Genomic DNA, 26,012 nt, shown 5'->3' on the forward strand with positions numbered 1-26,012 from the left:
GGGACGGCGCGTATCCGGAAGAGCCGGGAGGGGCAGCCGGCGGAGCCGCGGCTGCCGTCGCCCCCGGCACGCGGTGTGGAGGAGCGGTCATGAGATTGACGGTGGCGCAGGCGCTGGTGCGTTTCCTGTCGGTGCAGTTCAGCGAGCGGGATGGTGTGGAGCGGCGGTTCTTCGCGGGGTGTTTCGGGATTTTCGGGCATGGCAACGTGGCCGGGATGGGGCAGGCGCTGCTGGAGTCCGGTGGTGGGCTGCCGTATTTCATGGCGCGTAACGAGCAGGCGATGGTGCATGCGGCGGCGGGGTTCGCGCGGATGAGTGATCGGCTTTCGACGTTGGCGTGTACGACGTCGATCGGGCCGGGTGCGACGAACATGGTGACGGGTGCGGCGCTGGCGACGGTGAACCGGTTGCCGGTGTTGTTGCTGCCGGGGGACATCTTCGCCACGCGGGCGGCGAGTCCGGTGTTGCAGGAGTTGGAGGATGGGCGTTCGCTGGATGTGTCGGTGAACGACTGCTTCAAGCCGGTGTCGAGGTATTGGGATCGGATCAATCGGGCCGAGCAGTTGCCGGGGGCGTTGCTGGCGGCGATGCGGGTGCTGACCGATCCGGCCGAGACGGGTGCGGTGACGTTGGCGTTGCCGCAGGACGTGCAGGCCGAGGCTTTCGATTGGCCGGAGGAGTTGTTCGCGCGGCGGGTGTGGCGGGTCGCGCGTGCGGTGCCCGAGCCGGCGGCGTTGCGGGAGGCGGTGGGGCTGCTGCGGGGGGCGGAGCGTCCGTTGGTCGTGGCGGGCGGCGGGGTGATCTATTCCGGTGCGGTCGAGGAGTTGGGGGTGCTGGCCGAGGCGACCGGGGTCCCGGTGGCCGAGACGCAGGCGGGCAAGGGTTCGCTGGCGTGGGATCACCGGTGTTCGGTGGGGGCGGTGGGCGCGACGGGGACCACCGCGGCCAACGCTTTGGCGCGTGAGGCCGATGTGGTGGTGGGGATCGGGACGCGGTACAGCGATTTCACGACCGCTTCGCACAGCCTGTTCGCCCACCCCTCGGTGAGGTTCGTCAACATCAACGTCGCTCGCGCTGATGCGGTCAAGCTCGGGGGAGTGTCGGTCGTGGCCGACGCCCGCGAAGCGATCCGGGCGCTGGGCGAGGCGCTGGACGGCTGGTCGGTGCCCGAGTCGTATCGCGGCGAGGTGCGCGAGCGGGCGGAGCGGTGGAACGGTGTCGTCGACGCCGCGTTCGGAGGGCGGCAGGGGACGCCGCCGGCGCAGACGGAGATCATCGGGATCGTCAACGCCGAGGCCGGGCCGCGGGACGTGGTGGTGTGCGCGGCCGGGTCGATGCCCGGCGACCTGCACAAGCTGTGGCGGGCGCGCGACCCCAAGGGCTACCACGTCGAGTACGGCTACTCCTGCATGGGCTACGAGATCGCCGGGGGTCTGGGGGTGAAGATGGCCGCGCCCGACCGGGAGGTGTTCGTCCTGGTCGGTGACGGCTCCTACCTGATGATGGCCCAGGAGCTCACCACCGCCGTCGCCGAGGGGATCAAACTGGTCGTGGTCCTGGTCCAGAACCACGGCTACGCCTCCATCGGCAACCTGTCCGAGAGCGTCGGCGCCCAGCGCTTCGGCACCCGCCACCGCCTGCGCACCCCCACCGGCCTGGACGGCGACCCCATCCCCGTCGACCTCGCCGCCAACGCCGCCAGCCTCGGCGCCGACGTCATCCGCGCGGAAGGCGCCGACGGCTTCAGGAAGGCGCTCCGCCAGGCGATCGCGTCGCCCCGCACGACGGTCGTGCACGTCGAGACCGACCCCCTCGCCGCGGGCCCCAGCAGCGAGGCGTGGTGGGACGTCCCCGTCGCCGAGGTCTCCGAACTGGACGACACGCGGCAGGCGCGCGCCCACTACGACGACAGCAAGAAGACCCAGCGACGTTACCTCTGAAAGGAACCCGATGCGTTCTATCCAGCACTGGATCGGTGGTGTCCCGGTCGGCGGGAGCACCACGGCCGCCGTCCACGACCCGGCGACGGGTCTGCGGTCGGGCGAGGTCGTGCTCGGGCGGCGCGCCGAGGTGGACCTAGCGGTGGGGACCGCCGCGCGGGCGTTCGAGTCGTGGTCGGAGGTATCGCTGAGCCGGCGGGCGCGGATCATGTTCGCGCTGCGCGACCTGCTGGAGCGGCACGAGGACGAGCTGGCCCGCCTGGTCACCGCCGAGCACGGCAAGGTCCTGGACGACGCGCGCGGGGAGGTCGTGCGCGGCCGGGAGGTCGTCGAGTTCGCGTGCGGGATCGCGCAGGTGCTCAAGGGCGAGTACTCCGACCAGGTGTCGTCCGGGGTGGACGCGTTCTCGTTCCGGCAGCCGCTCGGCGTGTGCGCGGGGGTCGTCCCGTTCAACTTCCCTGTGATGGTCCCGCTCTGGATGCACCCGATCGCCATCGCCTGCGGCAACACGTTCGTGCTGAAGCCGAGCGAGCGCGTGCCCTCCGCGTCCAACCTGGTCGCCGAGCTGTACGCGCAGGCGGGGCTGCCGGACGGGGTGTTCAACGTGCTGCACGGCGACCGCGAGACCGCCGACGCGCTGATCACCCACCCGGACGTGGCGGCGGTGTCGTTCGTCGGGTCCACGCCCGTCGCGCGGCACGTCCACGAGGCGGCGGGCTCCGCCGGGAAGCGGGTCCAGGCGCTCGGCGGCGCGAAGAACCACGCGGTGGTCCTGCCCGACGCCGACCTCGACCTGGCCGCCGACCAGATCACGGCGGCGGCGTACGGATCGGCGGGCCAGCGCTGCATGGCGGTCTCCGTCGCGGTCGCCGTGGGGGCCGCCGCGGACCCGCTGATCGAGCGGCTCGCGGTCCGGGCCCGCGCGATCCGGGTCGGTCCTGGCGACGACCCGGCGAGCGAGATGGGGCCGCTGATCAGCGAGGCGGCGCGGCAGCGCGTCACCGGCCACGTCGAGGACGCCGAGCGGGCGGGCGCGAAGCTCGTCGTGGACGGCCGCGGCGCGGCCGGCCCCGGGTTCTTCGTCGGTCCCTGCCTGCTCGACGGCGTCGCCACCGGCATGGCGGCCTACCAGGAGGAGATCTTCGGACCGGTCCTGCTGGTGCTGCGCGCCGAGACCCTCGACGAGGCGATCGAGCTGATCAACGCCAACCCCTACGGCAACGGGACGGCGATCTTCACCTCGTCCGGGGAGGCGGCGCGGCGGTTCCAGCGCGCCGTGCACGTCGGGATGATCGGCGTGAACGTCCCCATCCCGGTGCCGATGGCGTTCTACTCCTTCGGCGGCTGGAAGGCGTCCCTGTTCGGTGACACCCACGTCCACGGGGCCGAGGGGGTGCGCTTCTACACCCGCGCCAAGGCCGTCACGTCCCGCTGGCCCGTCCCCGCCGTGGCCGACGGGGCCTCCTCAATGGCCTTCCCCACGGCGCGCTGAGGAGCCGCGCACGGTGGTGAGCGCCTCGCCGAGGGACAGGACGTCGGCGTACTTGGCGCCGAGGTCCAGCAGGTTCGCCTCGTGCAGGCGGGGATCCCGGTCGCCGCAGGCCTCGTCCACCACCAGCGGGCGGAACCCGTGCTGCAGCGCGTCGGTCGCGGTGGCGCGGATGCAGCCGCTGGTGGTGAGCCCGCAGATCAGCACGGTGTCGATGCCGGACGCGGTCAGGGTGGCCGCCAGGGACGTGCCGTGGAACGCGCTGGCGTACTGCTTGGTCACCACGGTCTCCCCGGGGCGGGGGGCCGCCCCCTCGGCGAAGTCGCCGAGGGGGCTGCCCTCCTCGAACACGCGGAGCGCGGGGATCTTGCGGCGGAACAGGCCGCCGTCCGCGCCTCCCGGCTGGTAGCTCACCCGGGTGAACAGCACGGGCAGCCCGGCCGCCCGGCCCGCCTCGATCAGGTTCGCGGCGGCGGCCACCGCGCCCTCGACCGGGGCGCGCAGCGGCGACCCGTCCACCAGGTAGGCGCGGACGAGGTCCACCGCCAGCACCGCCGGCGACCGGCCGCAGCCGAGGCCGCGGCCGAATCCCGACGCGCGGTAGCCGGCGGCGAGGTCGTCGCTCACCGGCGGTCCCGGAGCGCGGCGGCGGACCGCACGTCGACCGGCGGGCGCGGCGCGGGAAGGCCCGTCTCCTCCTCGCAGCGGGCGAGGATCTCCTCCAGCGGCGGGCCCATGTCGAACACCGGGATCTCCGTCCGCTCCGCGGCCATCCTCGCCCGCAGCAGGCCGGTGGCCTCCTCGTCGAGGACGCCTCCGGCGGTACAGACGACGCCGTAGCCGTCGCGCGCGCCGTCCGCGGTGACCAGGCCGCGCAGCACCTCCAGCGCGACCAGCTCGGCGGGACGGGCGAGCGGGTCGCCCCACCCGCCGCCGCCCCAGGTCACGAAGTGCAGGACGTCCCCGGGCCCGACCGCGACATCGTGGATCTTGCTGGGCAGCACCTCCCGGGTGCCGTCCGCCCGCTCGATCCACTTGCGGCCCCGCTCGCCCGGGCGCCCGCCGTTCACGCCCCACGGGTAGGTGAGCCAGCGGTCGTCGTGGATCGCGATCGTGCCGGGCTCCTCGAAGCGGTACGCGACGTCGACCCCGTTGCCGCCCCGGTGCAGGCCCGCGCCGCCGGAGTCGGCGATCGTCTCCCACCGCTCGACGCGCAGCGGGTAGTACGACTCCAGGTACTCGCAGGGGATGTTGACGAACGACGGCCACAGCGAGTGCCCGTCCGGGCCGTCCCCGACGGGGCGCCCCGGCACGCCGCCGAACCCGATCGAGTACAGCTGGAACCACTCGCCCTCGCGCGGCCCCGAGCCGTAGTGGCCCGAGTACATGAAGTGCGGCGAGGACGAGAAGCCGGCCGCGTTGAGGATCTCCGGGTTGGTCTGGCCGAGCAGCCCGCCGAACAGGTCGAACACCCGGCCGATGCCGTGGTTGCGGGCGTTCAGCGCCGCCGGGTGGCGCGGCTTCCAGAACGAGTCCTCGGGGATCGTCACGTCGATCAGCGGGTAGAAGCCGTCGTTCCAGAGGATCTGCGGGTCCGCGACGGTGATCACGTAGATGCCGAAGAACATCCGGACGAGGTTCTCGTTGATGAAGTAGTTCACCGGCCCGACGGCCTGCGGAGCGGCGTGCGAGAAGTCCAGATGGATCTTCTCTCCGGTCCGGGTGAGCGAGATCTTCAGCTCGTACGGGCCGTACCCGCAGCCGTCGTCGCAGATGTAGTCGGCGAACTCCAGCGTCCGGCCGTCCTCGAAGAGGGTGGCCAGCAGCACCTTCATGGCCTGGTAGTTGCGGTCGAGCAGGGCGTCCAGCGCCGACAGGTACGTCTCGACGCCGAACCGGGCGCACAGCTCGGAGACCCGCCGCGCGGCCGTGGTGCACGCGGCGACCAGGCCGTTCAGATCGGCGCGGTTCCAGTCGGGCATGCGCACCTGGTTGAGGATGATGCGCAGCGCCGGCTCGTTCAGCACGCCGCCCTCGTACAGCTTGAACGGCGGGACGACCACGCCCTCCTCGTAGATGGTGCGGGCGTCGGCGGGCATCGAGCTGGGCGTCTTGCCGCCCACGTCCGACATGTGCCCGAACATCGAGGACCAGCCGACCAGCCGGCCCTCGTGGAAGATCGGCACCACCAGCAGCCAGTCGTTGGCGTGGCTGATCGCGGCCCCGCACGCGTACGGGTCGGACGTCATGAGGATGTCGCCCTCGCCGATCGTCCCGTCGAAGTTCTCCAGGAAGTCGGGGACCGAGAGCCCGAACTGGCCGACGACCATCTTCCCCGACGGGTCGGCGATCAGCGGGAACTCGTCGTGCTGCTCGCGGATGCCCGGGGACAGCGCGGTGCGGAAGAGCACCTCGTCCATCTCCTGGCGGGCGTTGCGCAGCGCGTTCTCGATGATGTCCAGGGTCACCGGGTCGACGTCGACGCGGCCGGCCGGCGCGGTCGCGGTCTGCAGGATCTCGGCCATCAGCCCTCCTCGTTCAGCGGACGGATCAGCAGGCTGCCGCTGGGGTGCACGGTCGCGGCGTGCCCGGCCAGCACGAGGGTGGTGGAGTCCATCTCCACCACCACGGCCGGCCCGGCCACGACGTCACCGGAGAGCAGCTTGGAACGGTCGTAGATGCGGGCGGGCGTCGTGGCGCCGTCCATCCACACCTCGGTCTCGCGGACGAGCGCGGCGGACGGGTCGCCCGACCCCTCCGGCAGGACGCGCCAGGCGACCCGCGGGCGCGGACCGCTCACCGTGACCCGCAGGTTGATCACCTCGCGCTCGTTGCCGAGCAGGAAGGAGAACAGCCGCTCGTGCTCGGCGTCGAACGCGGCGCCCAGCCCGGCCAGCAGCTCGCCGTCGACGGTGGCACGGTCCACCTCGACCGGGATCTCGAAGCCCTGCCCGTGGTAGCGCAGGTCGATCTGGTACGTCGCGGTCTGGCTCGCGCGCGGCACGCCCTCCGCCTCCAGCCGCGCGGCGGCGGCGTCGGCCAGTTCGGCGAGCGCGGTGCGCAGCTCGTCGTCGTCGAGGGTGGAGAAGCGGCGCACCATCGTCCGGGCGCTCTCGTCGCGCGGGCAGGTGGTCGCGTCGCCGTAGGCGCACAGGACCCCCGGCGACGGCGGAACGATCACCGGCCAGGAGCCGGTCAGCCGGCCGAGGGCGTTGGCGTGCAGGGGGCCCGCGCCGCCGAACGACATCAGCGCGAAGTCGCGGGGGTCGTAGCCCTGCCGGACGCTGATCAGGCGGAGCGCGCCGAGCATGTTCTCGTTGACGATGTCGATCACGCCGGCCGCCGCGGCCTCGACGCTCGGCAGGCCCATCGCGTCGGCGATGGAGCGCATCGCCTTGCGGGCCGCCTCGGCGTCCAGCGCGATCTCGCCGCCGGCCAGCCGCGTCGGGAGGTAGCCGAGCACGACGTTGGCGTCGGTCACGGTCGGGTCGGTGCCGCCCGCCCCGTAGGCGGCGGGGCCCGGGTCGGCGCCCGCCGACTGCGGGCCGACCCGCAGCGCCCGGGTCAGCTCCGGGACGTGCGCGATCGAGCCGCCGCCCGCGCCGACCGTGCGGACGTCCACGCTGGTGGCGCGGACGGTGAGGTCGCCGACGGTGGTCTCCCGGCCGATCCGGGGGCGCCCGCCGAGCACCAGCGCGACGTCGGTGGACGTGCCGCCCATGTCGAAGGTGAGGAAGTCGGGGAACCCGGCCTGCTCGGCGAACCAGACCGCGCCCGTCACCCCGCCGGCCGGGCCGGACAGCAGCAGCGAGACCGGGTCCTCGGCCGCCTTGGCGGCCTTGGTGAGCCCGCCGTCGCTGCGCAGCACCGACAGCGGCGCGTCGATCCCGCTCGCGCTCAGCGACCGGTCCAGGTTGCCCACGTACCGGGCCACCTCGGGCTGGACGTAGCTGTTCGCCACGGTGGTGACGGTGCGCTCGTACTCCCGCATCTCCGGCAGGACGTGGCTGGACAGCGAGACCGGCACCCCGGGCAGCTCCTCGGCGGCGAGCTCCGCCACCCGCAGCTCGTGCGCGTCGTTCGCGTAGGAGTTGATCAGCGAGACGGTCAGGGCCTCGATGCCGGCGCCGCCGAGCCGCCGCAGCTCCGCCCGCGCGCGGTCCTCGTCCAGCGGGGCGACGACCGAGCCGTCGGCGGCGATCCGTCCCGGGATCTCCACGGTGTGCTCCAGCCGGGCCAGCGGCTCCGGCTTCGGCCAGATGATCCAGCCGGCGAGGCCGCCGGGGACGAACGACCGGCCGATCTGCAGGACCTGCCGGAACCCCTCGGTGGTCACCAGTCCGACCCGGGCGCCCCGGCCCTGGAGGATCGCGTTGGTCGCCACGGTGGTGCCGTGCAGGACGTGCGCCACCTCGCGCATCTCGATCCCGGCGTCCCGGCACACCTTGCGGATGCCGTTCAGCACGCCCTCCGACTGGTCCGCCGGAGTGGACGCCGTCTTGGCGCGGTGGCTGACGCCGGTCCGCTCGTCGACCAGCAGCACGTCGGTGAACGTGCCGCCCACGTCGACGCCCAGTCGATAACCCATCTGCTCTCCCGGTGCTGTGCTCAGATGACGCCGCGCTGCGACAGCGCGGCGATCTCGTCTTCTGGTAGGTCGAGGAGGCCGCCGTAGACCTCCCGGTTGTGCTCGCCGAGCCCGGGTCCGGGCCGGCGGACCGACCCCGGGGTCTCGCTGAGCCTGGGGAACGCGTTGTGCATCGGGAGCTCGCCGAAGTCCGGGTGGACGAGGCGCACGATGGCCTCCCGGGCGGCGAAGTGGGGATCGTCGAACATGTCCTTGGCGGTGTAGATGCGGCCGGCCGGGACGCCGCCGGCGTGCAGCCGCTCCAGCAGCTCCCCGGTCCCGATCCCGGCCGACCAGGCCGAGATGATCTCGTCCAGCTCGGCCATGTTCCGGCCCCGGTCGGCGTGCCCGGCGAACCGGGGATCGGCGCTCAGCTCGGGCCGCCCCATCGTCGCGGCGAGTCGTCCGAACACGGTGTCCTGGTTGGCGGCGATGAGGATCATCTCGCCCGACGCGGTCGGGTAGACGTTGCTGGGCGAGACGTTGGGCAGCACGGACCCGGTCCGCTCGCGCTGGTACCCGGCGACCGCCCACTCGGGCAGCAGCGACTCCATCATCGCCAGCACCGCCTCGTAGATCGCCGAGTCGACGACCTGGCCGCGTCCGGTGGCGTGCCTGCGGTGGACGGCGACGAGCGCGCCGATGGTGGCGAACACCGCCGCCAGCGAGTCGCCCAGCGAGATACCGGCGCGGGCGGGCGCGCCGCCGGGGTCGCCGGTGACGTAGCGGATCCCGCCCATCGCCTCGCCGATCGACCCGTATCCGGCCCGGGGCGCGTAGGGGCCGGTCTGCCCGAACCCGGACACGCGCACCAGGATCAGTCCGGGGTTCGTTTCGCGGAGCCGGTCGAAGTCCATCCCCCAGCGCTCCAGCGTGCCGGGGCGGAAGTTCTCGACCACGATGTCGGCGCGCCCGATGATCCGCCGGGCGAGGTCCTGCCCCTCGGGGGTGCGCAGGTCGCAGGTCACCGACTTCTTGTTGCGGGCGACCACCGGCCACCACAGGGACTTGCCGTGCGGCTTCTCGCGGCCCCACTGGCGCATCGGATCGCCGGCGCCGGGCGACTCCAGCTTGATCACCTCCGCGCCGAAGTCGCCGAGCAGCTGGCCGCAGAACGGTCCGGCGAGCAGCTGCCCCATCTCCACGACGCGCAGGTCGGCGAGCGGGCCCCTGGCGTCCGGCGCGGCGCCGTCGTGCGTTGACATCTACCCGGTCCTCGTTTCCGTGTGGTCGTTCCGGTCGTTCCGGTCGTTCCGGTCGTCCGGGGCAGGGGCGGCGCGCAGCAGCACCGCCTTGGCGGCGAGCACGTGCGCCCGCATCACCGACTCGGCCCACGTCCCGTCCCGGGCGCGCAGCGCGGCGGCCAGCTCGCGGTGGTGGGCGGAACTGCGGGCCAGGTCGGCGGGGGAGTAGCGGTGGAAGGTCCGCATCACGAGCGGGAGCTGCACCACCGCGTTGAGCATGGACACGAGCCGGCCGCTGGCGGCGGCGGCGCGGACGATGTCGTGGAACTCGGCGTTGAGCTCGGCGACCCGGTCCAGGTCCTGGCCGGCGCCCGGCTCGACGGCGGCCTCCATCAGGCGGCACAGCTCGTCCATCCGGTCCACGTCGGCGTCGGTGACGCGGGCGGCGGCGCGCCGCGCGGCGGCGCTCTCCAGCAGCATCCGCAGGTCGTAGATCTCCTCCAGGTCTTCGGCCGTCCAGTCCGGGACCCGCGCGCCGCGGTGCGGCAGCACCTCCACCAGGCCCTCGACCTCCAGCCGCCGCAGCGCCTCCCGGACGGGCGTCCTGCTGGAGCCGGTGGCCTCGGCCAGCTCGGCCTCGCCGAGGCGCGCCCCGGGTGGGTGGACGCCGTCGAGGATGTCGGCGCGCAGCCGTGTGTAGACACGGTCCACGGCACGGACCATCCGAACCTCCTCCGGTCGATTGCATGCAAGATAGACAGAACGTGAGCCTTGACACAAGAGACTTCCCAGGACAATCCTGCAGATGGCTCTGGATTGCATACAAAGGATGCTCATGGTCGAGATCATCGAGGTGGCGCCCCGGGACGGGCTGCAGAACGAGTCGGCGATCCTCGCGACCGCCGACAAGGTGCGGCTCATCGAGCGCAGCGTCGCGGCGGGCCTGCGGCGGATCGAGGCCGTGAGCTTCGTGAACCCGAAGCGGGTCCCGCAGATGGCCGACGCCGAGGCGGTGATGGAGCGGCTCCCCAGGCCGGACGGCGTCAGCTACGCGGGGCTCGTCCTCAACCGGCGCGGGCTCGACCGCGCGCTCGCCGCCGGAGTGGACGAGATCAACGTCGTCGTGGTGGCCACCGACGAGTTCAGCCGGCGCAACCAGGGCTGCACGGTCGAGGAGGGTGTCGCCGCCTGGGCCGCCATCGCCGCGGACGCCGGCGCCGCCGGCGTCCGCCGCACCGTCACGATCGCCGCGGCCTTCGGCTGCCCCTTCGAGGGCGAGGTCCCCGCGGACCGCGTGCTCGACCTGGTCCGGCGGGTCGCCGAGAGCGGGCCCGACGAGATCGCCGTGGCCGACACGATCGGTGTCGGCGTCCCCGCCCAGGTCCGTGCGCTGCTGACGGGCGCCGCGGAGATCGCCCCCGGCGTGCCGCTGCGCTGCCACTTCCACAACACCCGCAACACCGGCTACGCCAACGCCCTCACCGCGCTCGACTGCGGGGCGAGCGCCCTGGACGCCAGCGCCGGCGGCTTCGGAGGCTGCCCGTTCGCGCCCGCCGCCACCGGCAACATCGCCACCGAGGACCTGCTGTACGCCCTGGACCGCTCGGGCGTCGACACCGGCGTCTCGATGTCCGCGGTCGCCGGGACGGCGGCCTGGCTCGGCGACCGCCTCGGCAGGCCGGTCCCGGCCCTGCTCGGCCGCGCGGGTCCGTTCCCCGCCGGAGCGGCGGTGCGGGACGGCTAGGGGGCGAGCAGGCCGTCGTCGCGGATCGTGCGGAGGACGTCGCGGGCCGCTTCGAGCGTGCGGTCGATGTCCTCCGCCGTGTGGGCGGCGGAGATGTGGTTGCGCTTGAGCGACAGGGGGAGCATCAGGAAGCCGCGGTCGGTCATGCGGCGGTGGAACGCCACGTAGGCGGCGTCGTTGTTGCGCATGAGGTCGCGGTAGCCGCGGATCGGGCCCTCGGTGAAGTAGAGGGCGAACACGCCGCCGAAGCCCGCCGCGGTCCCCGCGATGCCCAGTTCCGCGCAGATGTCGGTGAGCCCGGCGCGCACACGGTCGCCGAGGGCGTGGGTGCGCTGGTAGAAGTCCGGGTGGTCGCGCAGGTAGGTGATGGTGGCGATGGCCGCCGCGGAGGAGACCGGGTTGCCGTTGAAGGTCCCGGCCAGCAGCACGTCGCCGCCCGCGGAGCTGAAGCGCTCCATCAGCCGCCGGGGTCCGGCGAGGCCGGCGATCGGGTACCCGTTGCCCATCGCCTTGCCGAAGGTGGTCAGGTCCGGCAGCACGCCGCAGACCTCCTGGTAGCCGCCCGGCGCGTGGCGGAAGCCGGTGATCACCTCGTCGAAGACCAGCAGGGAGCCCCGCTCGGCGGTCAGGGCGCGCAGCCCCTCCACGAACTCCCGGTCGGGCACCAGGGCGCCGACGTTGTGCGGGATCGGCTCCATGATCACTGCCGCGATCCGGTCCGGATGCCGCTCGTAGAGGGCGCGCACGGACTCCAGGTCGTTGAACTCGGCGATGAGCGTGGAGTCCAGCGCCTCCGGCAGGATGCCGCGCGACAGGGGGTCCTCGCCGTAGGCGCGGTCCGGCGCGGAGATCACGTTGCGGGCGACGGCGTCGTGCCAGCCGTGGAAGCCGCCCTGGAACTTGACGATCAGCGGGCGGCCGGTGACGGCCCGGGACAGCCGGACCGCCTGCGCCGTGGCCTCGCTGCCCGACATCGCCGAGATCATCTGCTCGGCGGACGGGATCGTCTCGACGACCAGCCGGGCGAGCTCGATCTCGGTCTCGGTGACGCCCCAGCCGACCAGGTCGAGCCCGCCGACGGCGGCGCGCACCGCGTCGTCCACCTCGGGCGCGGCGTGGCCCAGCAGGATCGCGCCGAACGCCGCGTGGTAGTCGAGGTAGCGGCGGCCGTCGGCGTCGGTGACATGCGCCCCGGACGCCGCGGTGAGCGCGTGCGGCGCGCCGACCAGGCGGGTCGCGGAGTTGACGCCGCCGGGGATCACGGTCCGCGCGGCGGCGAGCAGTTCCACGCCGCGCGATCTCTGCCCGGCCAGCTCGGCGGTGGTCATTCTGGGAGCCCCCAAGTGGTTGACGAAGATAGTCGGAGCCGTTCGGTCGAATAGTTCATGGAAAGGTGTTCCATGTCAACAGTCCAGAAATCAGGCTCGTTCTGACCAGGGTGAGTTCAAGGTTTTTTCCGGCCGACCCTTGACATGGGAATGGTCTGACGATCAGGATCCGTCGGCATGGAATCCCATTCCGTGCCGCTTCCGGTGCTGGTCGTCGGCACCGGTTTCATCGCCGCGCAGCACGCCGCGGCGATCCATGCCGAACCCCGGCTGGAGCTCGTCGGCGTGGTCGACGTCGACCCGGCGCGGGCCGCCGCGGCGTCCCGCGCCAACGGCGGCGTCCCGGCCTTCACCGACCTCGCCGCGGCGCTGGCCGGGACCGGCGCGGGCGGCTGCGTCGTGTGCACTCCGAACGACACGCACGCGGACATCGCCGTCCAGGTCGCCGAGGCGGGCGCCCATCTGCTGATCGAGAAGCCGCTCGCGACCGAGGTGGCCGGGGCCCGGCGCGCCGTGGAGGCGTTCGCCGCGGCCGGGCGGGTGCTGATGCCCGCGCACAGCCACCGCTACTACGACTACGCGCGGACGGTCCGGGACGTCCTGCGCTCCGGCGAGCTCGGCACGGTCGACCTCGTCCGGCTGTCCATCCTCGGCGGCTGGATCTGGCCGGACTGGCGCGGCTGGATGCTCGACCCCGTCCGGTCCGGCGGCCATGCCCTGCACAACGGCGTCCACCTGCTGGACCTCGTCACCTGGTGGACGGGCGACACCCCGGAGACCGTGTACGCGCGCGGCCGCCGCCAGACCGCCGCCGAACTCGGCGTCCACGACTACCTGGAGATGACGGTCGCGTTCAGCGGCGGCGCGACCGCCGTGTGCGAGATGAGCCGCGGGCACCGCCCGACCTCGCTCGCCCGCCGCGACGTGGTGGTCGCCGGCACCGGCGGGATCCTCACGCTCCCCTGGGACGGCGAGGCCGGGACCGTCACCGACGAGACGGGAACCTCCCTGCTCCCGCCCGGCGGCGCCGACGGTTTCGCCGCCCAGATCGGCGCCTGGGCCGACGCCGTCACCGGAGGCCCGCAGGCCGTGACCGGCGCGGACGGGCTGCTGGCCGTGGCCATGGGCGTCGCCGCCGAACGATCGATCGCGACCGGTGCGCCCGTCCGGGTCGCCGACGTCCTGAAGGAGGCGCCCTGATGCGCGCGCTGAGGGTGCTGCCCTGGGGGTCCGGCGGGTTCGGGACCCAGGACCACCAGCACGACATGTACCTTCCCGCGTTCCACGAGCACGCCGGGTTCACGGTCGTGCGGAGCGGGCTCACCGACCTCGCGGCGGCCGTCCGGGAGTCGGGCGCCGAGGTCGTGTCCGTGTGCGCGCCGCCCGCCGAGCGCGCCGCCACCGTCATCGAGGCCCTGCGCGCCGGCTGCCACGTCCTCGCCGACAAGCCGCTCGCCCTGGACGTCGCCGGGGTCGAGGCGATCGCCGCGGTGGCGGCGGAGACGGGCCTGGTCTGCATGCCCGCGCACCACCACCGGTTCGGCGCGGCCGTCCAGGCCGCCGGAAGGGCGCTCGCCTCGGGACGCGTCGGGCTGCCCTGGAACGTGCAGGCCGACTTCCTCGTCGACGGCGGCGACCCCTGCCCGGACGGGGAGCTCGCCAACTTCGGCCTCTACCCCGTGGACGTGGTGCGGGCCCTCACGGGTCAGGCCGTCCGCCGCGTGCACGCCCTGCCGGCCGGCGGGCGCGGCACGATCACCGTCCTCCTGCTCGACCACGAGCACGGCCTGACCAGCACGATCACCGTCGGCCGGCTGCGCGGCACCGCGGACGCCCCGGGCATGGCGCTGCACCGCTACCGCGTCAGCGGGTCCGGCGGGGTCATGGACGTCGACGCCGCCCGCCCGGGCGCGTCCCTGCGGACGGTGACGGGCAACCGCACCGCCTGGCACGGCCCCGGCACCGTCGGCCGGATGCTCACCGCCCTGCACACCGCCGTCGTCACCGGGCGCCCGCCGGAGGCCGGCCCGGCCGACGCCCTCGCCGCGCTGCGCGTCACCCGCGCCGCGGCCCGCTCGCTCGCCCTCGGCACGCCCGTGCCGATCGACTCCCCGGAGGTCTGAACCATGAAGTTCGCGACGTACCGCCTGCCGGACGGCACGGTCCGCCACGGCGAGGTCGTCGACGGCGGCCGCGTCACCGACCTCGGGCCCGGGGACCTCTCACCCGTGGTCGCCGCGCTGGCCGGCGGCGGACCCGGCTCGGTGCCGTCCGGCGAGCGGGCCCGCGCCCTGGAGGAGGTGACCCTCCTCGCGCCGCTGCTGCGTCCCGGCAAGGTCCTCGCGGTCGCCGCCAACTACCAGGAGCACGTGACCGAGACGGGCGGGGAGCCGATCGACAAGGCGCGGATCTCGCCGCGGCTGTTCCTCAAGCCCGCCACCTCCGTCAGCGGCCCCGGCGAGGAGATCGCGCTGCCGTCCGTCAGCCCCAGCGTCGACTGGGAGGCGGAACTGGTCGCGGTCATCGGGAGCGGCGGCAGGGACATCCCCGTCGAGGACGCCCTCGCCCACGTCGCCGGCTACACGGTCGGCAACGACGTGTCGGCGCGGCGGATGGACTACGGCCACGAGCGCGACACCGCCGACCCGGCGGTCGCGTTCTTCGACTGGCTGAACGGCAAGTGGCTCGACGGGTTCGCCGCGCTCGGCCCCTACCTCGTCACCGCCGACGAGGTGCCCGACCCGCAGAAGCTCGAGGTGACCCTGGAGGTCAACGGGCGGGTCCGGCAGCACGGCGACACCGGTCAAATGATCTTCAGCGTCGCGGAGCTGGTGGCGTTCGCGTCCCGGCTGATGACGCTGGAGCCCGGCGACGTGCTCTACACGGGCACGCCGTCCGGGGTGGGACTGGCATCGGGGGAGTTCCTGTCCGCAGGCGACGAGATGACCGTGCGCGTGAGCGGGCTCGGAAGCCTGGTGAACCGCGTCCGCTGAGCGGACCAGTGGCCGGGCGCGCTCCCGGCCACCGCCGAGAAGAGGCAAGTCAATGACCATTCGTTCCGGCAGACCGACGGCCGGCGCGACCCGGCGGGCCGTCGCGGCCGTGCTGGGCGGCGCCCTCGCGGCAGCCGCGCTCGCCGCCTGCAGCTCCGACCCGACGCAGAAGTCCTCCGGCGGCGATGCCGGCGTGCTGAACATGTACCTCTACCAGAAGCCGAAGACGTTCAGCCCCCTCGCGCCGAACAACGGCCCCGACCAGCTCGTCATGTCGTTCGTCTTCGACTCGCTGTACGGCGCGGACGCGTCCTACGGGCTGAAGCCGCACCTGGCCGCCGCGGCGCCGGAGGTGTCCGGCGACGCCAAAACGATCACTTTCAAGCTGAAGCCCGGCCTGAAGTGGAGCGACGGCAAGCCGCTCACCTCCAAGGACGTGGTCTTCACCTACACCGCCCTCGCCGACCCGGCGACGGGCAGCGCCCAGGCGGGCAAGTTCGCCGCGGTGACCGGCGCGAAGGCCCTGGCGGACGGCAAGGCCGACTCGCTGGCGGGGGTGACCGCGCCCGACGCCGCCACCGTGAAGATCACCACGACGCGGCCGGCGGCGGGCCTGCCCGGGCTGATCGGCGGCACCCCGATCCTGCCGGAGCACGTCCTCGGCGGCGTCCCGGCGAAGGGGCTCGGCGACAACGGGTTCTTCACCAAGCCGGCCGTGGGCTCGGGGGCGTTCACCTTCGTCGACTACAAGACCGACCAGTACGTGGAGCTGAAGGCCAACCCCCACTTCCGGGAACCGGTGTCGATCAAGAAGGTGTACCTGAAGCCGGTGACCTCGGACGTGGCCACCGCGCAGCTGCGCACCGGCGAGATGGACCTCACCCAGGTCTCGCCGACCGACCTTCCGACCGTCAGGAAGATGGACGGCGTCAAGGTGGTCTCGGCCAAGAGCCCCGGCTACACCCGGATCGCGCTCAACCAGACCCAGGGCCGGTTCAAGGACGCGCGCGTCCGGCAGGCCCTCCTCACCGCGATCGACCGCGAGGGCCTGGTCGGCAAGGTGCTCGGCGGGGCGGGCACGGTCGTGAACTCCAGCTTCTACGGGGACGCCGGCGCGTCGGCGAAGGAGGCCTACGCCTACGACCCCGGGAAGGCCAAGAGCCTGCTCGCCGCCGCCGGCTGGGACGGCTCCAAGCCCGTCACGCTGTCGTGGATCCCCGGGCAGCGCGACCGCGACACCGCCGTGACGGTGATCCAGAGCCAGCTCAAGGCCGTCGGCGTGAACGTGGAGCTCAAGCAGGTGCAGGCGGACGAGCTGCTCTCCTCCTACGAGAAGAAGTCGTTCGACATGGCGTTGTTCGGCGGCGGCAACTACGCGACCGAGCCGTCCACCGTCGCGACCATCGACGCCTGCGACCAGGGCTACCCCGCGGGCGGCAACATCGGCCGCTTCTGCGACCCGAAGCTGGACGGCCTGCTGTCCCGGGCCGACGCGGTCGCCGACCCGGCGCAGCGCACGAGCCTGTTCCAGCAGGCCGCCGGGGTCGAGAACGCGCAGGTCCCGTACCTGTGGCTCTACAACCCGGACGCGGTCTGGGCCTACCGGACGCGCCTGTCGGGCTTCGAGCCGTGCGGCCTGCCGACCAACGAGGTCGGGACCTGGGACTTCGCGAACTGGAAGCTGAGCTGACCGGCCCGGGGCCGGGGCCGCTCGCCCCGGCCCCGGCCGGCACCGACGAGAGGGGGTGAGGCGTGGCGGCCTATGTCGTCCGGCGCCTGCTGGTGAACGCGCTCGTGTTCCTGCTGATCAGCGTCGGGATCTTCGTACTGGTGCGGGTCGCGCCGGGCGACCCGGTCCGCATGATGGTCGACCCCGAGCAGATGCGCGGGGGCGGCGCCGCCTTCATCGAGGCCAAACGGCACGAGCTGGGCCTGGACCGGTCCGTCGTCGTCCAGTACGGCCACTGGCTCTCGGGCGCGCTGCACGGCGACTTCGGCTACTCCTACGTCGGGCACCGCCCCGTCTCGGCGGTGCTCGGCGAGCGGGTCGGGCCGACACTGCAGCTCATGAGCGCCGCCCTGGTGGTCGCGCTCGCGGTGTCGATCGCGCTCGGCGTCGCCGCCGCGGTGCGCCGCAACACCGCGGTCGACTACGGCGCCACCGTCCTCGGCCTGGCCGCGGTGTCGGTGCCGCCGTTCTTCCTCGGCATCGTCGGGATCTACCTGTTCTCCCTGAAGTGGGGCGTGCTGCCGTCCGCCGGGATGACCACTCCGGGCGGCGGCGGCCCCGCCGACCAGCTCCGGCACCTGATCCTTCCGGGGCTGATCCTGGCGTTCGTCACCGCCGGGCCGTTCACCCGCTACGTGCGGGGCGGCCTGGTGGACGAGCTGGGCGCCGACTACGTCCGCACGGCCGAGGCCAAGGGCGCGTCCCGGGCCCGCGTCGTGCTGCGGCACGCGCTGCGCAACGCGCTGATCCCGCTGATCACCGTGGTGATGTACCAGATCCCGCAGATGCTGGCGGGCGCGGTGGTGATCGAGCAGGTCTTCGCCTGGCCCGGCATGGGGCAGCTCGCGGTCAGCTCGATCGGCCAGCACGACTACCCGGTGATCGTCGGGTTCGCGCTGTACGTGGCGGTGCTGGTGCTGCTCTGCAACCTGATCGCGGACGTGCTGTACGCCGTCGTCGACCCGAGAGTGAGCCTGCGATGACCGCGACGCCCGCCGGCGCGCCGGCCGAGAAGCTGAGAAGGCCCCGTCAGGGGAAGGCCGCGCCGCCCGGGAAGGGGCGGGGCGGCGAGGGCCGCGCCGGCTCCGCCTCGCCCCGGGCGCGCGCCGTGCGCCGGTTCCGCCGCAACCGCCTCGCCGTCGCCGGGAGCGCCGTGCTCGGCGCGGTCGTCCTGGCGTCGCTGCTGGCGCCGCTGATCGCCGCGCATCCGAACGCGGTGGACCTGGACGCGGTCCGCGAGGCCCCGTCCGGCGCGCACTGGTTCGGCACCGACACCTCCGGCCGCGACGTGTTCGCCCGCACCCTGCACGCCGGACGGGTGTCGCTGCTGGTCGGCCTGGCCGCCGCGCTCGGCGCGGTCGTGGTCGGCACGCTGTTCGGCTCGGTGTCCGGGCTGTTCGGCGGCGTGGTCGACAACGTGATCATGCGGATCGCCGACATCGTCATGTCGTTCCCGACCGTCGTGGTGATCCTGGTGCTCGCCGGGATCGTCGGGCCGAGCGTGACCGTGCTGATCGTCGCCATCGGGCTGACGCAGTGGCCGGTCGCGGGCCGAGTGGTGCGGGGCGTGACGCTGTCGCTGCGCGACCGCGAGTACATCCAGGCGGCCGAGGCGAGCGGGGCGGACGCGTGGTGGCTGATCCGCAAGCACATCGTCCCCGCGGCGCTGGCGCCGGTCACCGTGACCGGCACCCTGGCCGTCGCGCAGGCGATCATGCTGGAGACCACCGCGTCCTTCCTCGGGCTCGGCGTGCGGCCGCCGCAGGCGAGCTGGGGGAACATGCTGAACGACGCGCAGAACCTGACGCTGATCCAGACGATGCCGTGGCTGTGGATACCGCCGGGCGTGGCGATCGCCGTGACGGTTCTCGCCGTCAACTTCGTCGGGGACGGGCTCCGCGACGCCGTCACGCCGGGGGGACGGACATGAGCGCGCTCGCTGGGAAGGCGACCCCGCGGGAGACCCCGGGGCGCGCGGACGGACGCCCGCTGCTGGAGATCGAGGACCTGGTCGTCGAGTTCGCCGGCGACGAGGGGACCGTCCGGGCCGTGGACGGCGCCGGGTACACCGTCGCGCCGGGCGAGACGCTCGGCGTGGTCGGCGAGTCGGGATCGGGCAAGAGCGTCACGGCGATGTCCGCGCTCGGGCTGGTCAGGCCGCCGGGCCGGGTCGTCTCGGGACGCGTCGTGTTCGACGGGGCCGACCTGCGCGCGATGCCCCCGCGCGAGCTGCGCCGGCTGCGCGGCGGCCGGATCGCGATGATCTTCCAGGATCCGATGACCGCGCTGAACCCCGTCCTGTCGGTCGGCGCGCAGATCCGCGAGGCGCTGCGGCTGCACCGGCCGGGCATGTCCCGCTCGCAGGCGCGCGAGCGCGCCGCCGAGCTGCTGACCCTGGTCGGGGTGCCGGGCGCGGAGCGGCGGCTGAAGCAGTACCCGCACGAGTTCTCCGGCGGGATGCGGCAGCGCGCGATGATCGCGATGGCCATCGCCAACGACCCCGACCTGCTGATCGCGGACGAGCCGACGACCGCGCTGGACGTGACCGTCCAGGCCCAGGTCCTGGACCTGCTGCGGCTGACCCGGCGGGAGACGGGCGCCGCCACCGTGCTGATCACCCATGATCTCGGCGTGGTCGCCGAGCTCGCCGACCGGGTCGCGGTGATGTACGCGGGGCGGGTCGTCGAGCACGGCCCCGTCGAGGCGATCTTCGACTCGCCCCGGCACCCCTACACGCGGGGGCTGCTGGAGAGCCTGCCCGCGCTGGACGGCGACGCCGGCGAGCTGACACCGATCCCCGGTGCGCCGCCGGCGCCGGGCGAGATCGCGCGGGGGTGCGCGTTCGCGCCGCGCTGTCCGATGGCGCGGGACCGCTGCCGGGTGGAGCGCCCCGAACCGGCCCAGTCCGGTCCCGGGCGCGCGAGCGCCTGCCATTTCCACCACGAGATGGCCCCGCCCGGCGGGGAGAAGGGAGGCGACCGATGACCGGACCGGACGAGGTGCTCGGCGTCACCGGCCTCACCAGGCACTTCCCGGTGCGGTCGGGGCCGCTGCGCAGGCGGACCGGCAGCGTCCACGCCGTCGACGGCGTCGACTTCTCCCTGCGCGCCGGGCGGACGCTCGGCCTCGTCGGCGAGTCGGGCTGCGGCAAGACGACCACGGGGCGGATGGCGGTGCGGCTGCTGGAGCCCACCGCCGGCCGGATCGTCGTGGCCGGGCGGGACGTCACCCGCGCGCGCGGCGCCGAGCTCCGCGCCCTGCGCCGCGACCTGCAACTGGTGTTCCAGGACCCGTACGCGTCGCTGTCGCCGCGGATGACCGTGCACGACATCGTCGCCGAGCCGCTGCGCGTCCAGGGCCGCTACGGGGACGGGGGACCCGAGCGGGTCGCCGAGCTGCTCGACATGGTGCGGCTCGCGCCCTCGCACGCCCGCCGGTACGCCCACGAGTTCTCCGGCGGGCAGCGCCAGCGCATCGGGATCGCCCGCGCGCTCGCCCTCGGCCCGAAGGTCCTCGTGCTGGACGAGCCGGTCAGCGCCCTGGACGTCTCGATCCAGGCGCAGGTCGTCAACACGCTGCGGGAGCTCCAGCGCGAGCTGGGCGTGGCGTACCTGTTCATCTCGCACGACCTGTCGGTGGTGCGGCACGTCTCGCACGAGATCGCCGTGATGTACCTCGGGACGATCGTGGAGCGCGGCACCCGCGAGGAGATCTTCGGCGGTCCCGCGCACCCCTACACGCAGGCGCTCCTGTCGGCCGTGCCGCGCCCGCGTCCCGGCGCCCGCGGCGGACGCGAGCGGATCATGCTGACCGGGGACGTGCCGAGCCCGATCGACCCGCCCTCCGGCTGCCGGTTCCGCACCCGGTGCTGGAAGGCGCGCGACATCTGCGCGACCGAGACGCCGCCGCTCGTCGCCCACGCCGGCGCCGGCCATCCGACCGCCTGCCACTTCGCCGAACCGGCCACCGCCTGACCCCGCCACCGTCCGACCCGCCATCGAAGGAGTCACCATGCACGACGCCGACCAGCGCCTGGCCGCCGCCTCCACGGACCCGGGGCCCGCGGGGGAGCGCCCGGCCGTCGCCGCGGCGCGTCGCTCGGGGGAGATCCTGATCGCCTCCGGCCAGGTCGCCGTCCGCGACGGAAGGCTGCTCGCCGAGGGCCGCGTGGGAGACGAGGTCGCGCTCGACACCGCCCGCGCCTGCGCGCGGCAGTGCGCCCGCAACGTCCTGACCGCCGTCCGGGACGAGCTGTCCGGTGACGGCGGGCTCGGCGCGGTCGCGCATGTCGAGGCGGTCTCGGTGTGGGTCGCGTCCGCGCCCGGGTTCACCGACCAGCATCTGGTGGCCGACGCCGCGACGGCCCTGTTCACCGAGGTGCTCGGTGACGGCGCCGGGCGGCACGCGCGGGTCGCGCTCGGCGTCGCCGCCCTGCCCACGGGCAGCCCGGTCGAGGTGGGGGCCACGTTCCGGCTGCGCCCGGAGCCGGCCGCGCCATGATCGATCTGCTCATCGCCGGCGGGACCCTCGCCGACGGCACCGGGGCCGCGCCGGTCCGCGCGGACGTCGCCGTCACCGGCGGGCGGGTCACGGGGATCGGCGACCTGGCCGGGCGCCCCGCGGCCCGGACGATCGACGCGTCCGGTCACGTCGTCGCGCCGGGTTTCGTGGACGTGCACACCCATTCCGACCTGACCCTCCTGTCGTCCCCCGAGGCGCACAGCGCCGTCCGGCAGGGGATCACGACCGTCGTGGTCGGCAACTGCGGCCTCGGCGTCGCGCCCGTCGCCGCCGGAGACGACCGGGAGGCGCTGCGCGCCGCCGCCGGCTACCTCGACCTGGACCCGTCCGTCCGCTGGGACTGGGCCGACCTGCCCGGCTACCTGGCCGCGCTCGACGCCGCGCGCCCCGCCGTGAACGTGGCCGCGCTCGTCGCGCACACGCCGCTGCGCGCGGCCGCCGTCGGGTTCGGCGACCGCCCGGCGGACGCCGCCGCGCTCGACCGGATGCGGGGGCTGCTCGGCGACGCGCTCGCGGCGGGCGCCGCCGGCGTCTCCACCGGCCTGGTCTACGCGCCCGCCTGCTACGCGCGCGAAGACGAGCTTGAGGCGCTCGGCCGCACGGCCGCCGCGCACGGCCGGCTGTTCGCCTGGCATGTGCGTGACTACGCCGACGGGCTGCTCGACTCCGTGCGGCAGGCGCTGCGGGTCGCGGCGGCCACCGGCTGCCGCACCCAGATCTCGCACCTGGTCGCGGTCGGGCGGCGCAACCACGGCTCCGTCGCGCGGGCGCTGGAGCTCATCGACGCCGCGCGGGCCGCAGGGCTGGACGTCGGCTTCGACATCTACCCCTACCTCGCCGGGAACGCGCCGCTGTCGCAGCTGCTGCCCGCGTGGGCGCAGGAGGGCGGCGAGCGGGCGATGCGGGCCCGGCTCGACGGCCGTGCCGTCCGCGCCCGCGTCCGGGACGGGTGGCGGGACATGCCGAACTCCTGGGACGACATCGCCGTCGGGGGGCGCCCCGTCACCGCCCTGGCCGCCGAGGCCGGGACGGAACCGCCGGACCTCGTGCTCGACCTCGTCGCCGAGCACGGCAACGCCGTCCAGATGGTGGCGGGAGGCCGCAGCGAACGCGACCTCGCCGACGCGCTCACCCATCCCGCCGGGGTCATCGGCTCCGACGGCCAGGCCCTCGACCCCGCCGGGCCGACCGGGCGCGGCACGCCGCATCCCCGCTCCTACGGCTGCTACCCGCGGCTGTTCGCCGCGTACGTCCGGCCGGGCCTGCTCGGGCTCGCCGAGGCCGTCCGCAGGTGCACGTCCGCGCCGGCCGAACGGGCGGGGCTCGCGGGGCGCGGCGTCCTGCGGCCGGGGGCGCACGGGGACATCGTCGTTTTCGACCCCGCGCGCATCGCCGATCGGGCTACGTTCGCAGCACCCCAGCGGTATCCGGACGGGATCCGCGCGGTCGTCGTCGGCGGCCGCGCCGTCGTCGAGGACGGCGCGCACGGCGGCGCGCGGCCCGGCGAGATCCTGCGCGTCCCCTGAACCGCGCATCCCCAGAACAGAGACGAGGCACCATGGACAGAGCCAGAGGGACGAGAGCCGCCGGCACGCGGCCCGCGGCCCGCCGCGCCAACGTGGACGACGACCGCCCGGCGGCGGCGAACTACCACGCCAACGCCCTGGCACGGGGCCTGGCGCTGCTCGAACGCCTCGCCGCGCAGGGCGGCGCCCTCACCCTGAACGACTTCTCGGCCGGCACCGGCCTGCCGAAGAGCACGCTCGTGCGGCTCCTCGGCGTGCTGGAGGAGATGGGCTACGTGGTCCGCGCCGACGAGCGGCCCGCCTACCGGCTCGGCCACAAGACCCTGACGCTGTCCACCGCGTACCTGACCGGGCTGGACCTGTCCCAGGTGGCGGGAGGCCACCTGGCGAAGGTCGCCGAGGCCACCGGCCAGACCGCGAACCTCGGCGTGCTGGACGGCCGGGAGGTGCTGCACGTGTGCGTCCGCGAGCCCGACCGGCCGATCCGGTTCCACACCATGCCGGGCACCCGCGACGCCGCCCACTGCACCGGGCTCGGCAAGATGCTGCTCGCCCGGCTCGACCCGTCCAAGGTCGCCGCGCACCTGCCGCCCGAGCCGTTCCCGGCCCGCACCGAGCACACCCTCACGACGGCGAGCGCCCTGGCCGAGGACCTGCGGGCCACGGCCGAGCGCGGCCACGCCCTCGACGACAACGAGGGCAGCGTCGGGCTCCGCTGCGTCGCCGTGCCCGTCGAGGTGGGCGGCGACTGCGTGGCCGCCCTCAGCGTGTCGGGGCCGTCCGCCGAGTTCGACGGCGACCGCCGCGCCGACTACCTGGAGGGCCTGCGGGCCGCGGCGGCGGACCTCGCGGCCGACGCCGACGTCGTCGCGGCCCTGGAGTACCTGCGCTCGTCCCTGCGCTCCGGCGCGCCCAGCACCCGGGAGGATGCTTGATCGACTTCCATACCCACTGCCAGCGGCCCGAGCACTGGGGCCACGAGTGGGAGCACCACTGGAGACCCGTCTACGGGCGGGGAGCCCACGAGTTCACTGCCGCCGACTACGACCGCGCCATGGCGGACGTGACCGCGGCGTGCGTGTTCGGCATCCGCGCCACGGCCGCCGGGGTCCTCACCCCGAACGAGTACACCGAGCGGTTCTGCGCGGAGACCGCCACGGACACGATCGGGTTCATGGCGCTCGACCCCACCGACCCCGACGTGCTCGACCAGCTCGCCGACGGCGTCGCGCGCGGGCTGCGCGGCATCAAGCTGTATCCGGTGCTGGCCCTGTTCGACCCGCGCGACACCGCCTACGACCCGTTCTACCGGGCCGCGGCCGACGCCGGGCTCGTCGTCCTGTGGCACATGGGCGCCACGCCGAGCCCGGCGGGCGACCTGTCGGTCAGCAACCCCCTGGTCGTGGACGACGTCGCGCGCCGCCACCCCGGCCTCGTCCAGATCATCGCGCACCTCGGGCACCCCTGGCAGCGCGAGACGATCGTGACCCTGCGCAAGAACCGCCGGGTCTTCTCCGACGTGTCGGCGTGCTGGGCCCGTCCCATGGACGGCTATCTGGCGCTGGCCCGCGCCCAGGAGTGGGACGTGGTCGACAGGCTCGTCTTCGGCTCCGACTTCCCGCTGTGGACGCCCGCCGAGGCCGTCGCGGGGCTGCGCGAGATGGCCGGGCAGCGCCCCTCCGGCTTCCCCGAGATCAAGAAGGAGACCGTCGAGTGGCTGCTGGACGGGGACCCGCGGCCCCGGATGGGACTGGCATGAACCCGGACCTCCCGCCCGGCGGGCTGCCCCTGGACGCCCTTCCGACACCCGCGCTGCTCGTCGACCGGGCCCGCATGGAGGCCAACCTGGCCGCCATGGCGAGCTCGATCGGGGCCGCCGGGATCGCGCTGCGGCCCCATTTCAAGACGTCGAAATGCCTCGCGGTCGCGCGCCGCCAGCTCGCCCACGGCGCGACAGGGTTCACCTGCGCCACGCCCGCCGAGGTCGGGCTCCTGCAGGACGCGGGCGTCGAGGACGTCCTGTGGGCGCACCAACCGGTGGGGCCCGCCAAGGTGGCCTTCGCCGTCCAGGCCCTGGCCCGGGGCGGGCTGACCATCGCGCTCGACTCGCAGGAGGCCGCCGGGCCGCTGTCGGACGCGGCCTCCTCCAGCGGGGTCACCGTCCCGTTCGTCCTGGAGGTCGACACGGGCCTGCACCGGGCGGGCGTCGATCCCGGCAAGGCCGTCGAGACCGCGGGCGCGCTCTCCGCGCTGCCCGCTCTGGAGATGCGGGGCGTCCTCACCCATGAGGGGCACCTCGCCGCGCACGGTCCCGACCGCCCGGGGCTGGAGGCGGCGGGCGACCTCGCCGGACGCACGCTGGCGCAGGTCGCCGAGGCGTTGCGCACCGCCGGGCACGAGTGCCCCCTGGTCTCGGTCGGCTCGACCCCCGGCGCCACGTCCGCGCCGTTCGCCGCGGGGGTCACCGAGGCGCGCCCCGGCACCTACGTCTACTACGACGCCAACCAGGTCGGCCTGGGCAGCGCCGGGATCGACCAGTGCGCGCAGACCGTGCTGACCCGCGTCACCAGCGCCCAGCGCCCCGGGACCGTCATCATCGACGCGGGGATCAAGGCGATGAGCTCCGACTCCGTCGCGACCGCCGGAACGCTGGGCGTCGTCTGCGACGCCGCGGGCGCCCCGCTGGACGGAGTGGAGTTCACCGGCGGCAACGAGGAGCACGGCTACCTCACCGGGCCCGGAACAGCCGGCCTGCGCGTGGGCGACCTGCTGCGCGTCGTCCCCAACCACGCCTGCGGCACGACCAACATGTGGAGCGCGCTGTACTTCGTGGACGGCGACCGCGCCGCCGAACGCCAGCCGATCCGGGCGCGCCATTAACGGAATTCGAACATTGACATGGAATGATATTCCGTGTTCTATCCGGGAGCC

General features: G+C 74.0%; 22 protein-coding genes. 16 read left to right on the plus strand and 6 right to left on the minus strand.

Annotated features, from left to right (window positions below; translation table 11 throughout):
• Positions 1-89: 89 nt before the first annotated feature.
• Positions 90-1,940 carry a 3D-(3,5/4)-trihydroxycyclohexane-1,2-dione acylhydrolase (decyclizing) gene (gene iolD, locus AB0C87_RS15700; RefSeq protein WP_360578073.1) on the plus strand — a complete coding sequence of 617 codons (1,851 nt, stop codon included), beginning with the start codon at positions 90-92 and terminating at the stop codon, positions 1,938-1,940.
• Between the two features lie 10 nt (positions 1,941-1,950).
• Entirely contained in the window at positions 1,951-3,432 is a 1,482-nt protein-coding gene (locus tag AB0C87_RS15705; protein WP_353835484.1) for a CoA-acylating methylmalonate-semialdehyde dehydrogenase, read from the plus strand.
• Here AB0C87_RS15705 and AB0C87_RS15710 read toward each other — a convergent pair.
• From AB0C87_RS15710 to AB0C87_RS15730, 5 genes are read right to left on the minus strand one after another with little or no spacing between them, the layout of a single operon-like run.
• Positions 3,406-4,056 (minus strand): isochorismatase family protein, encoded by a 651-nt coding sequence (locus AB0C87_RS15710; protein WP_353835485.1) that lies wholly within the window; start codon positions 4,054-4,056, stop codon positions 3,406-3,408. The two genes, AB0C87_RS15705 and AB0C87_RS15710, sit on opposite strands and share 27 nt — an antisense overlap.
• Positions 4,053-5,954, minus strand: a complete 1,902-nt coding sequence (locus tag AB0C87_RS15715; protein ID WP_353835486.1) for a hydantoinase B/oxoprolinase family protein — start codon at positions 5,952-5,954, stop codon at positions 4,053-4,055. The genes AB0C87_RS15710 and AB0C87_RS15715 overlap by 4 nt, the downstream gene beginning before the upstream one ends.
• Entirely contained in the window at positions 5,954-8,017 is a 2,064-nt protein-coding gene (locus AB0C87_RS15720) for a hydantoinase/oxoprolinase family protein (protein ID WP_360578076.1), read from the minus strand. The genes AB0C87_RS15715 and AB0C87_RS15720 overlap by 1 nt, the downstream gene beginning before the upstream one ends.
• Before the next feature lie 20 nt (positions 8,018-8,037).
• Complete coding sequence (locus tag AB0C87_RS15725; protein ID WP_353835487.1) at positions 8,038-9,261, minus strand: CoA transferase; 1,224 nt, start codon at positions 9,259-9,261, stop codon at positions 8,038-8,040.
• The gene (locus AB0C87_RS15730) at positions 9,262-9,963 is read right to left on the minus strand and encodes a GntR family transcriptional regulator (protein ID WP_360578078.1); all 702 of its coding nucleotides are present in this window, start codon (positions 9,961-9,963) and stop codon (positions 9,262-9,264) included.
• A gap of 112 nt (positions 9,964-10,075) precedes the next feature.
• Here AB0C87_RS15730 and AB0C87_RS15735 point away from each other — a divergent pair, with 112 nt between their 5' ends.
• Entirely contained in the window at positions 10,076-10,984 is a 909-nt protein-coding gene (locus AB0C87_RS15735; protein ID WP_345181483.1) for a hydroxymethylglutaryl-CoA lyase, read from the plus strand.
• Here the strand turns inward: AB0C87_RS15735 and AB0C87_RS15740 are convergent.
• A complete protein-coding gene (locus tag AB0C87_RS15740) occupies positions 10,981-12,312 on the minus strand; it encodes an aminotransferase class III-fold pyridoxal phosphate-dependent enzyme (protein WP_353835489.1) in 1,332 nt (443 codons plus the stop codon). The two genes, AB0C87_RS15735 and AB0C87_RS15740, sit on opposite strands and share 4 nt — an antisense overlap.
• A gap of 177 nt (positions 12,313-12,489) precedes the next feature.
• Here AB0C87_RS15740 and AB0C87_RS15745 point away from each other — a divergent pair, with 177 nt between their 5' ends.
• The 13 genes from AB0C87_RS15745 (at position 12,490) to AB0C87_RS15805 (ending at position 25,961) form a co-directional block, all read left to right on the plus strand.
• On the plus strand, positions 12,490-13,512 hold the full coding sequence (locus AB0C87_RS15745) for a Gfo/Idh/MocA family oxidoreductase (protein ID WP_360578080.1): 1,023 nt from the start codon (positions 12,490-12,492) through the stop codon (positions 13,510-13,512).
• Positions 13,512-14,435 carry a Gfo/Idh/MocA family oxidoreductase gene (locus AB0C87_RS15750; RefSeq protein ID WP_360578082.1) on the plus strand — a complete coding sequence of 308 codons (924 nt, stop codon included), beginning with the start codon at positions 13,512-13,514 and terminating at the stop codon, positions 14,433-14,435. Before AB0C87_RS15745 ends, AB0C87_RS15750 begins: the two co-directional genes overlap by 1 nt.
• A gap of 3 nt (positions 14,436-14,438) precedes the next feature.
• Positions 14,439-15,305 (plus strand): fumarylacetoacetate hydrolase family protein, encoded by an 867-nt coding sequence (locus AB0C87_RS15755; protein WP_360578083.1) that lies wholly within the window; start codon positions 14,439-14,441, stop codon positions 15,303-15,305.
• Positions 15,306-15,357: 52 nt separating this feature from the next.
• Entirely contained in the window at positions 15,358-16,995 is a 1,638-nt protein-coding gene (locus tag AB0C87_RS15760; protein ID WP_353835765.1) for an ABC transporter substrate-binding protein, read from the plus strand.
• 62 nt (positions 16,996-17,057) lie between these two features.
• Positions 17,058-18,017: an ABC transporter permease gene (locus AB0C87_RS15765; RefSeq protein ID WP_345181465.1), complete on the plus strand. Its 960-nt coding sequence runs from the start codon at positions 17,058-17,060 to the stop codon at positions 18,015-18,017.
• Positions 18,014-18,964 (plus strand): ABC transporter permease, encoded by a 951-nt coding sequence (locus AB0C87_RS15770; RefSeq protein ID WP_360578086.1) that lies wholly within the window; start codon positions 18,014-18,016, stop codon positions 18,962-18,964. The genes AB0C87_RS15765 and AB0C87_RS15770 overlap by 4 nt, the downstream gene beginning before the upstream one ends.
• Positions 18,961-20,019, plus strand: a complete 1,059-nt coding sequence (locus AB0C87_RS15775) for an ABC transporter ATP-binding protein (protein ID WP_360578087.1) — start codon at positions 18,961-18,963, stop codon at positions 20,017-20,019. The genes AB0C87_RS15770 and AB0C87_RS15775 overlap by 4 nt, the downstream gene beginning before the upstream one ends.
• A complete protein-coding gene (locus AB0C87_RS15780) occupies positions 20,016-21,008 on the plus strand; it encodes an oligopeptide/dipeptide ABC transporter ATP-binding protein (RefSeq protein ID WP_360578089.1) in 993 nt (330 codons plus the stop codon). The genes AB0C87_RS15775 and AB0C87_RS15780 overlap by 4 nt, the downstream gene beginning before the upstream one ends.
• Positions 21,009-21,045: 37 nt before the next feature.
• Positions 21,046-21,534 (plus strand): RidA family protein, encoded by a 489-nt coding sequence (locus tag AB0C87_RS15785; RefSeq protein WP_345181454.1) that lies wholly within the window; start codon positions 21,046-21,048, stop codon positions 21,532-21,534.
• On the plus strand, positions 21,531-23,081 hold the full coding sequence (locus AB0C87_RS15790; protein ID WP_360578091.1) for a D-aminoacylase: 1,551 nt from the start codon (positions 21,531-21,533) through the stop codon (positions 23,079-23,081). The genes AB0C87_RS15785 and AB0C87_RS15790 overlap by 4 nt, the downstream gene beginning before the upstream one ends.
• A 32-nt stretch (positions 23,082-23,113) precedes the next feature.
• A complete protein-coding gene (locus AB0C87_RS15795; protein ID WP_345181449.1) occupies positions 23,114-24,016 on the plus strand; it encodes an IclR family transcriptional regulator in 903 nt (300 codons plus the stop codon).
• Positions 24,013-24,840, plus strand: a complete 828-nt coding sequence (locus AB0C87_RS15800) for an amidohydrolase family protein (protein WP_353833230.1) — start codon at positions 24,013-24,015, stop codon at positions 24,838-24,840. Before AB0C87_RS15795 ends, AB0C87_RS15800 begins: the two co-directional genes overlap by 4 nt.
• Positions 24,837-25,961, plus strand: coding sequence for an alanine racemase (locus AB0C87_RS15805; RefSeq protein WP_353833231.1), 1,125 nt, complete (start codon positions 24,837-24,839; stop codon positions 25,959-25,961). Before AB0C87_RS15800 ends, AB0C87_RS15805 begins: the two co-directional genes overlap by 4 nt.
• Positions 25,962-26,012: the final 51 nt, after the last annotated feature.

Origin of the sequence: Actinomadura sp. NPDC048021 (assembly GCF_040653135.1) — a bacterium.
Lineage (GTDB): Bacteria > Actinomycetota > Actinomycetes > Streptosporangiales > Streptosporangiaceae > Spirillospora > Spirillospora verrucosospora.

What these genes read in the sequence shown, in the direction of transcription:
- iolD (WP_360578073.1), top strand. Translation starts at nt 90, where the DNA reads ATGAGATTGACGGTGGCGCAGGCGCTGGTGCGTTTCCTGTCGGTGCAG.
- AB0C87_RS15705 (WP_353835484.1), top strand. Translation starts at nt 1,951, where the DNA reads ATGCGTTCTATCCAGCACTGGATCGGTGGTGTCCCGGTCGGCGGGAGC.
- AB0C87_RS15715 (WP_353835486.1), bottom strand. Translation starts at nt 5,954, where the DNA reads ATGGCCGAGATCCTGCAGACCGCGACCGCGCCGGCCGGCCGCGTCGAC.
- AB0C87_RS15720 (WP_360578076.1), bottom strand. Translation starts at nt 8,017, where the DNA reads ATGGGTTATCGACTGGGCGTCGACGTGGGCGGCACGTTCACCGACGTG.
- AB0C87_RS15725 (WP_353835487.1), bottom strand. Translation starts at nt 9,261, where the DNA reads ATGTCAACGCACGACGGCGCCGCGCCGGACGCCAGGGGCCCGCTCGCC.
- AB0C87_RS15730 (WP_360578078.1), bottom strand. Translation starts at nt 9,963, where the DNA reads ATGGTCCGTGCCGTGGACCGTGTCTACACACGGCTGCGCGCCGACATC.
- AB0C87_RS15735 (WP_345181483.1), top strand. Translation starts at nt 10,076, where the DNA reads ATGGTCGAGATCATCGAGGTGGCGCCCCGGGACGGGCTGCAGAACGAG.
- AB0C87_RS15740 (WP_353835489.1), bottom strand. Translation starts at nt 12,312, where the DNA reads ATGACCACCGCCGAGCTGGCCGGGCAGAGATCGCGCGGCGTGGAACTG.
- AB0C87_RS15745 (WP_360578080.1), top strand. Translation starts at nt 12,490, where the DNA reads ATGGAATCCCATTCCGTGCCGCTTCCGGTGCTGGTCGTCGGCACCGGT.
- AB0C87_RS15750 (WP_360578082.1), top strand. Translation starts at nt 13,512, where the DNA reads ATGCGCGCGCTGAGGGTGCTGCCCTGGGGGTCCGGCGGGTTCGGGACC.
- AB0C87_RS15755 (WP_360578083.1), top strand. Translation starts at nt 14,439, where the DNA reads ATGAAGTTCGCGACGTACCGCCTGCCGGACGGCACGGTCCGCCACGGC.
- AB0C87_RS15760 (WP_353835765.1), top strand. Translation starts at nt 15,358, where the DNA reads ATGACCATTCGTTCCGGCAGACCGACGGCCGGCGCGACCCGGCGGGCC.
- AB0C87_RS15770 (WP_360578086.1), top strand. Translation starts at nt 18,014, where the DNA reads ATGACCGCGACGCCCGCCGGCGCGCCGGCCGAGAAGCTGAGAAGGCCC.
- AB0C87_RS15775 (WP_360578087.1), top strand. Translation starts at nt 18,961, where the DNA reads ATGAGCGCGCTCGCTGGGAAGGCGACCCCGCGGGAGACCCCGGGGCGC.
- AB0C87_RS15780 (WP_360578089.1), top strand. Translation starts at nt 20,016, where the DNA reads ATGACCGGACCGGACGAGGTGCTCGGCGTCACCGGCCTCACCAGGCAC.
- AB0C87_RS15785 (WP_345181454.1), top strand. Translation starts at nt 21,046, where the DNA reads ATGCACGACGCCGACCAGCGCCTGGCCGCCGCCTCCACGGACCCGGGG.
- AB0C87_RS15790 (WP_360578091.1), top strand. Translation starts at nt 21,531, where the DNA reads ATGATCGATCTGCTCATCGCCGGCGGGACCCTCGCCGACGGCACCGGG.
- AB0C87_RS15795 (WP_345181449.1), top strand. Translation starts at nt 23,114, where the DNA reads ATGGACAGAGCCAGAGGGACGAGAGCCGCCGGCACGCGGCCCGCGGCC.
- AB0C87_RS15805 (WP_353833231.1), top strand. Translation starts at nt 24,837, where the DNA reads ATGAACCCGGACCTCCCGCCCGGCGGGCTGCCCCTGGACGCCCTTCCG.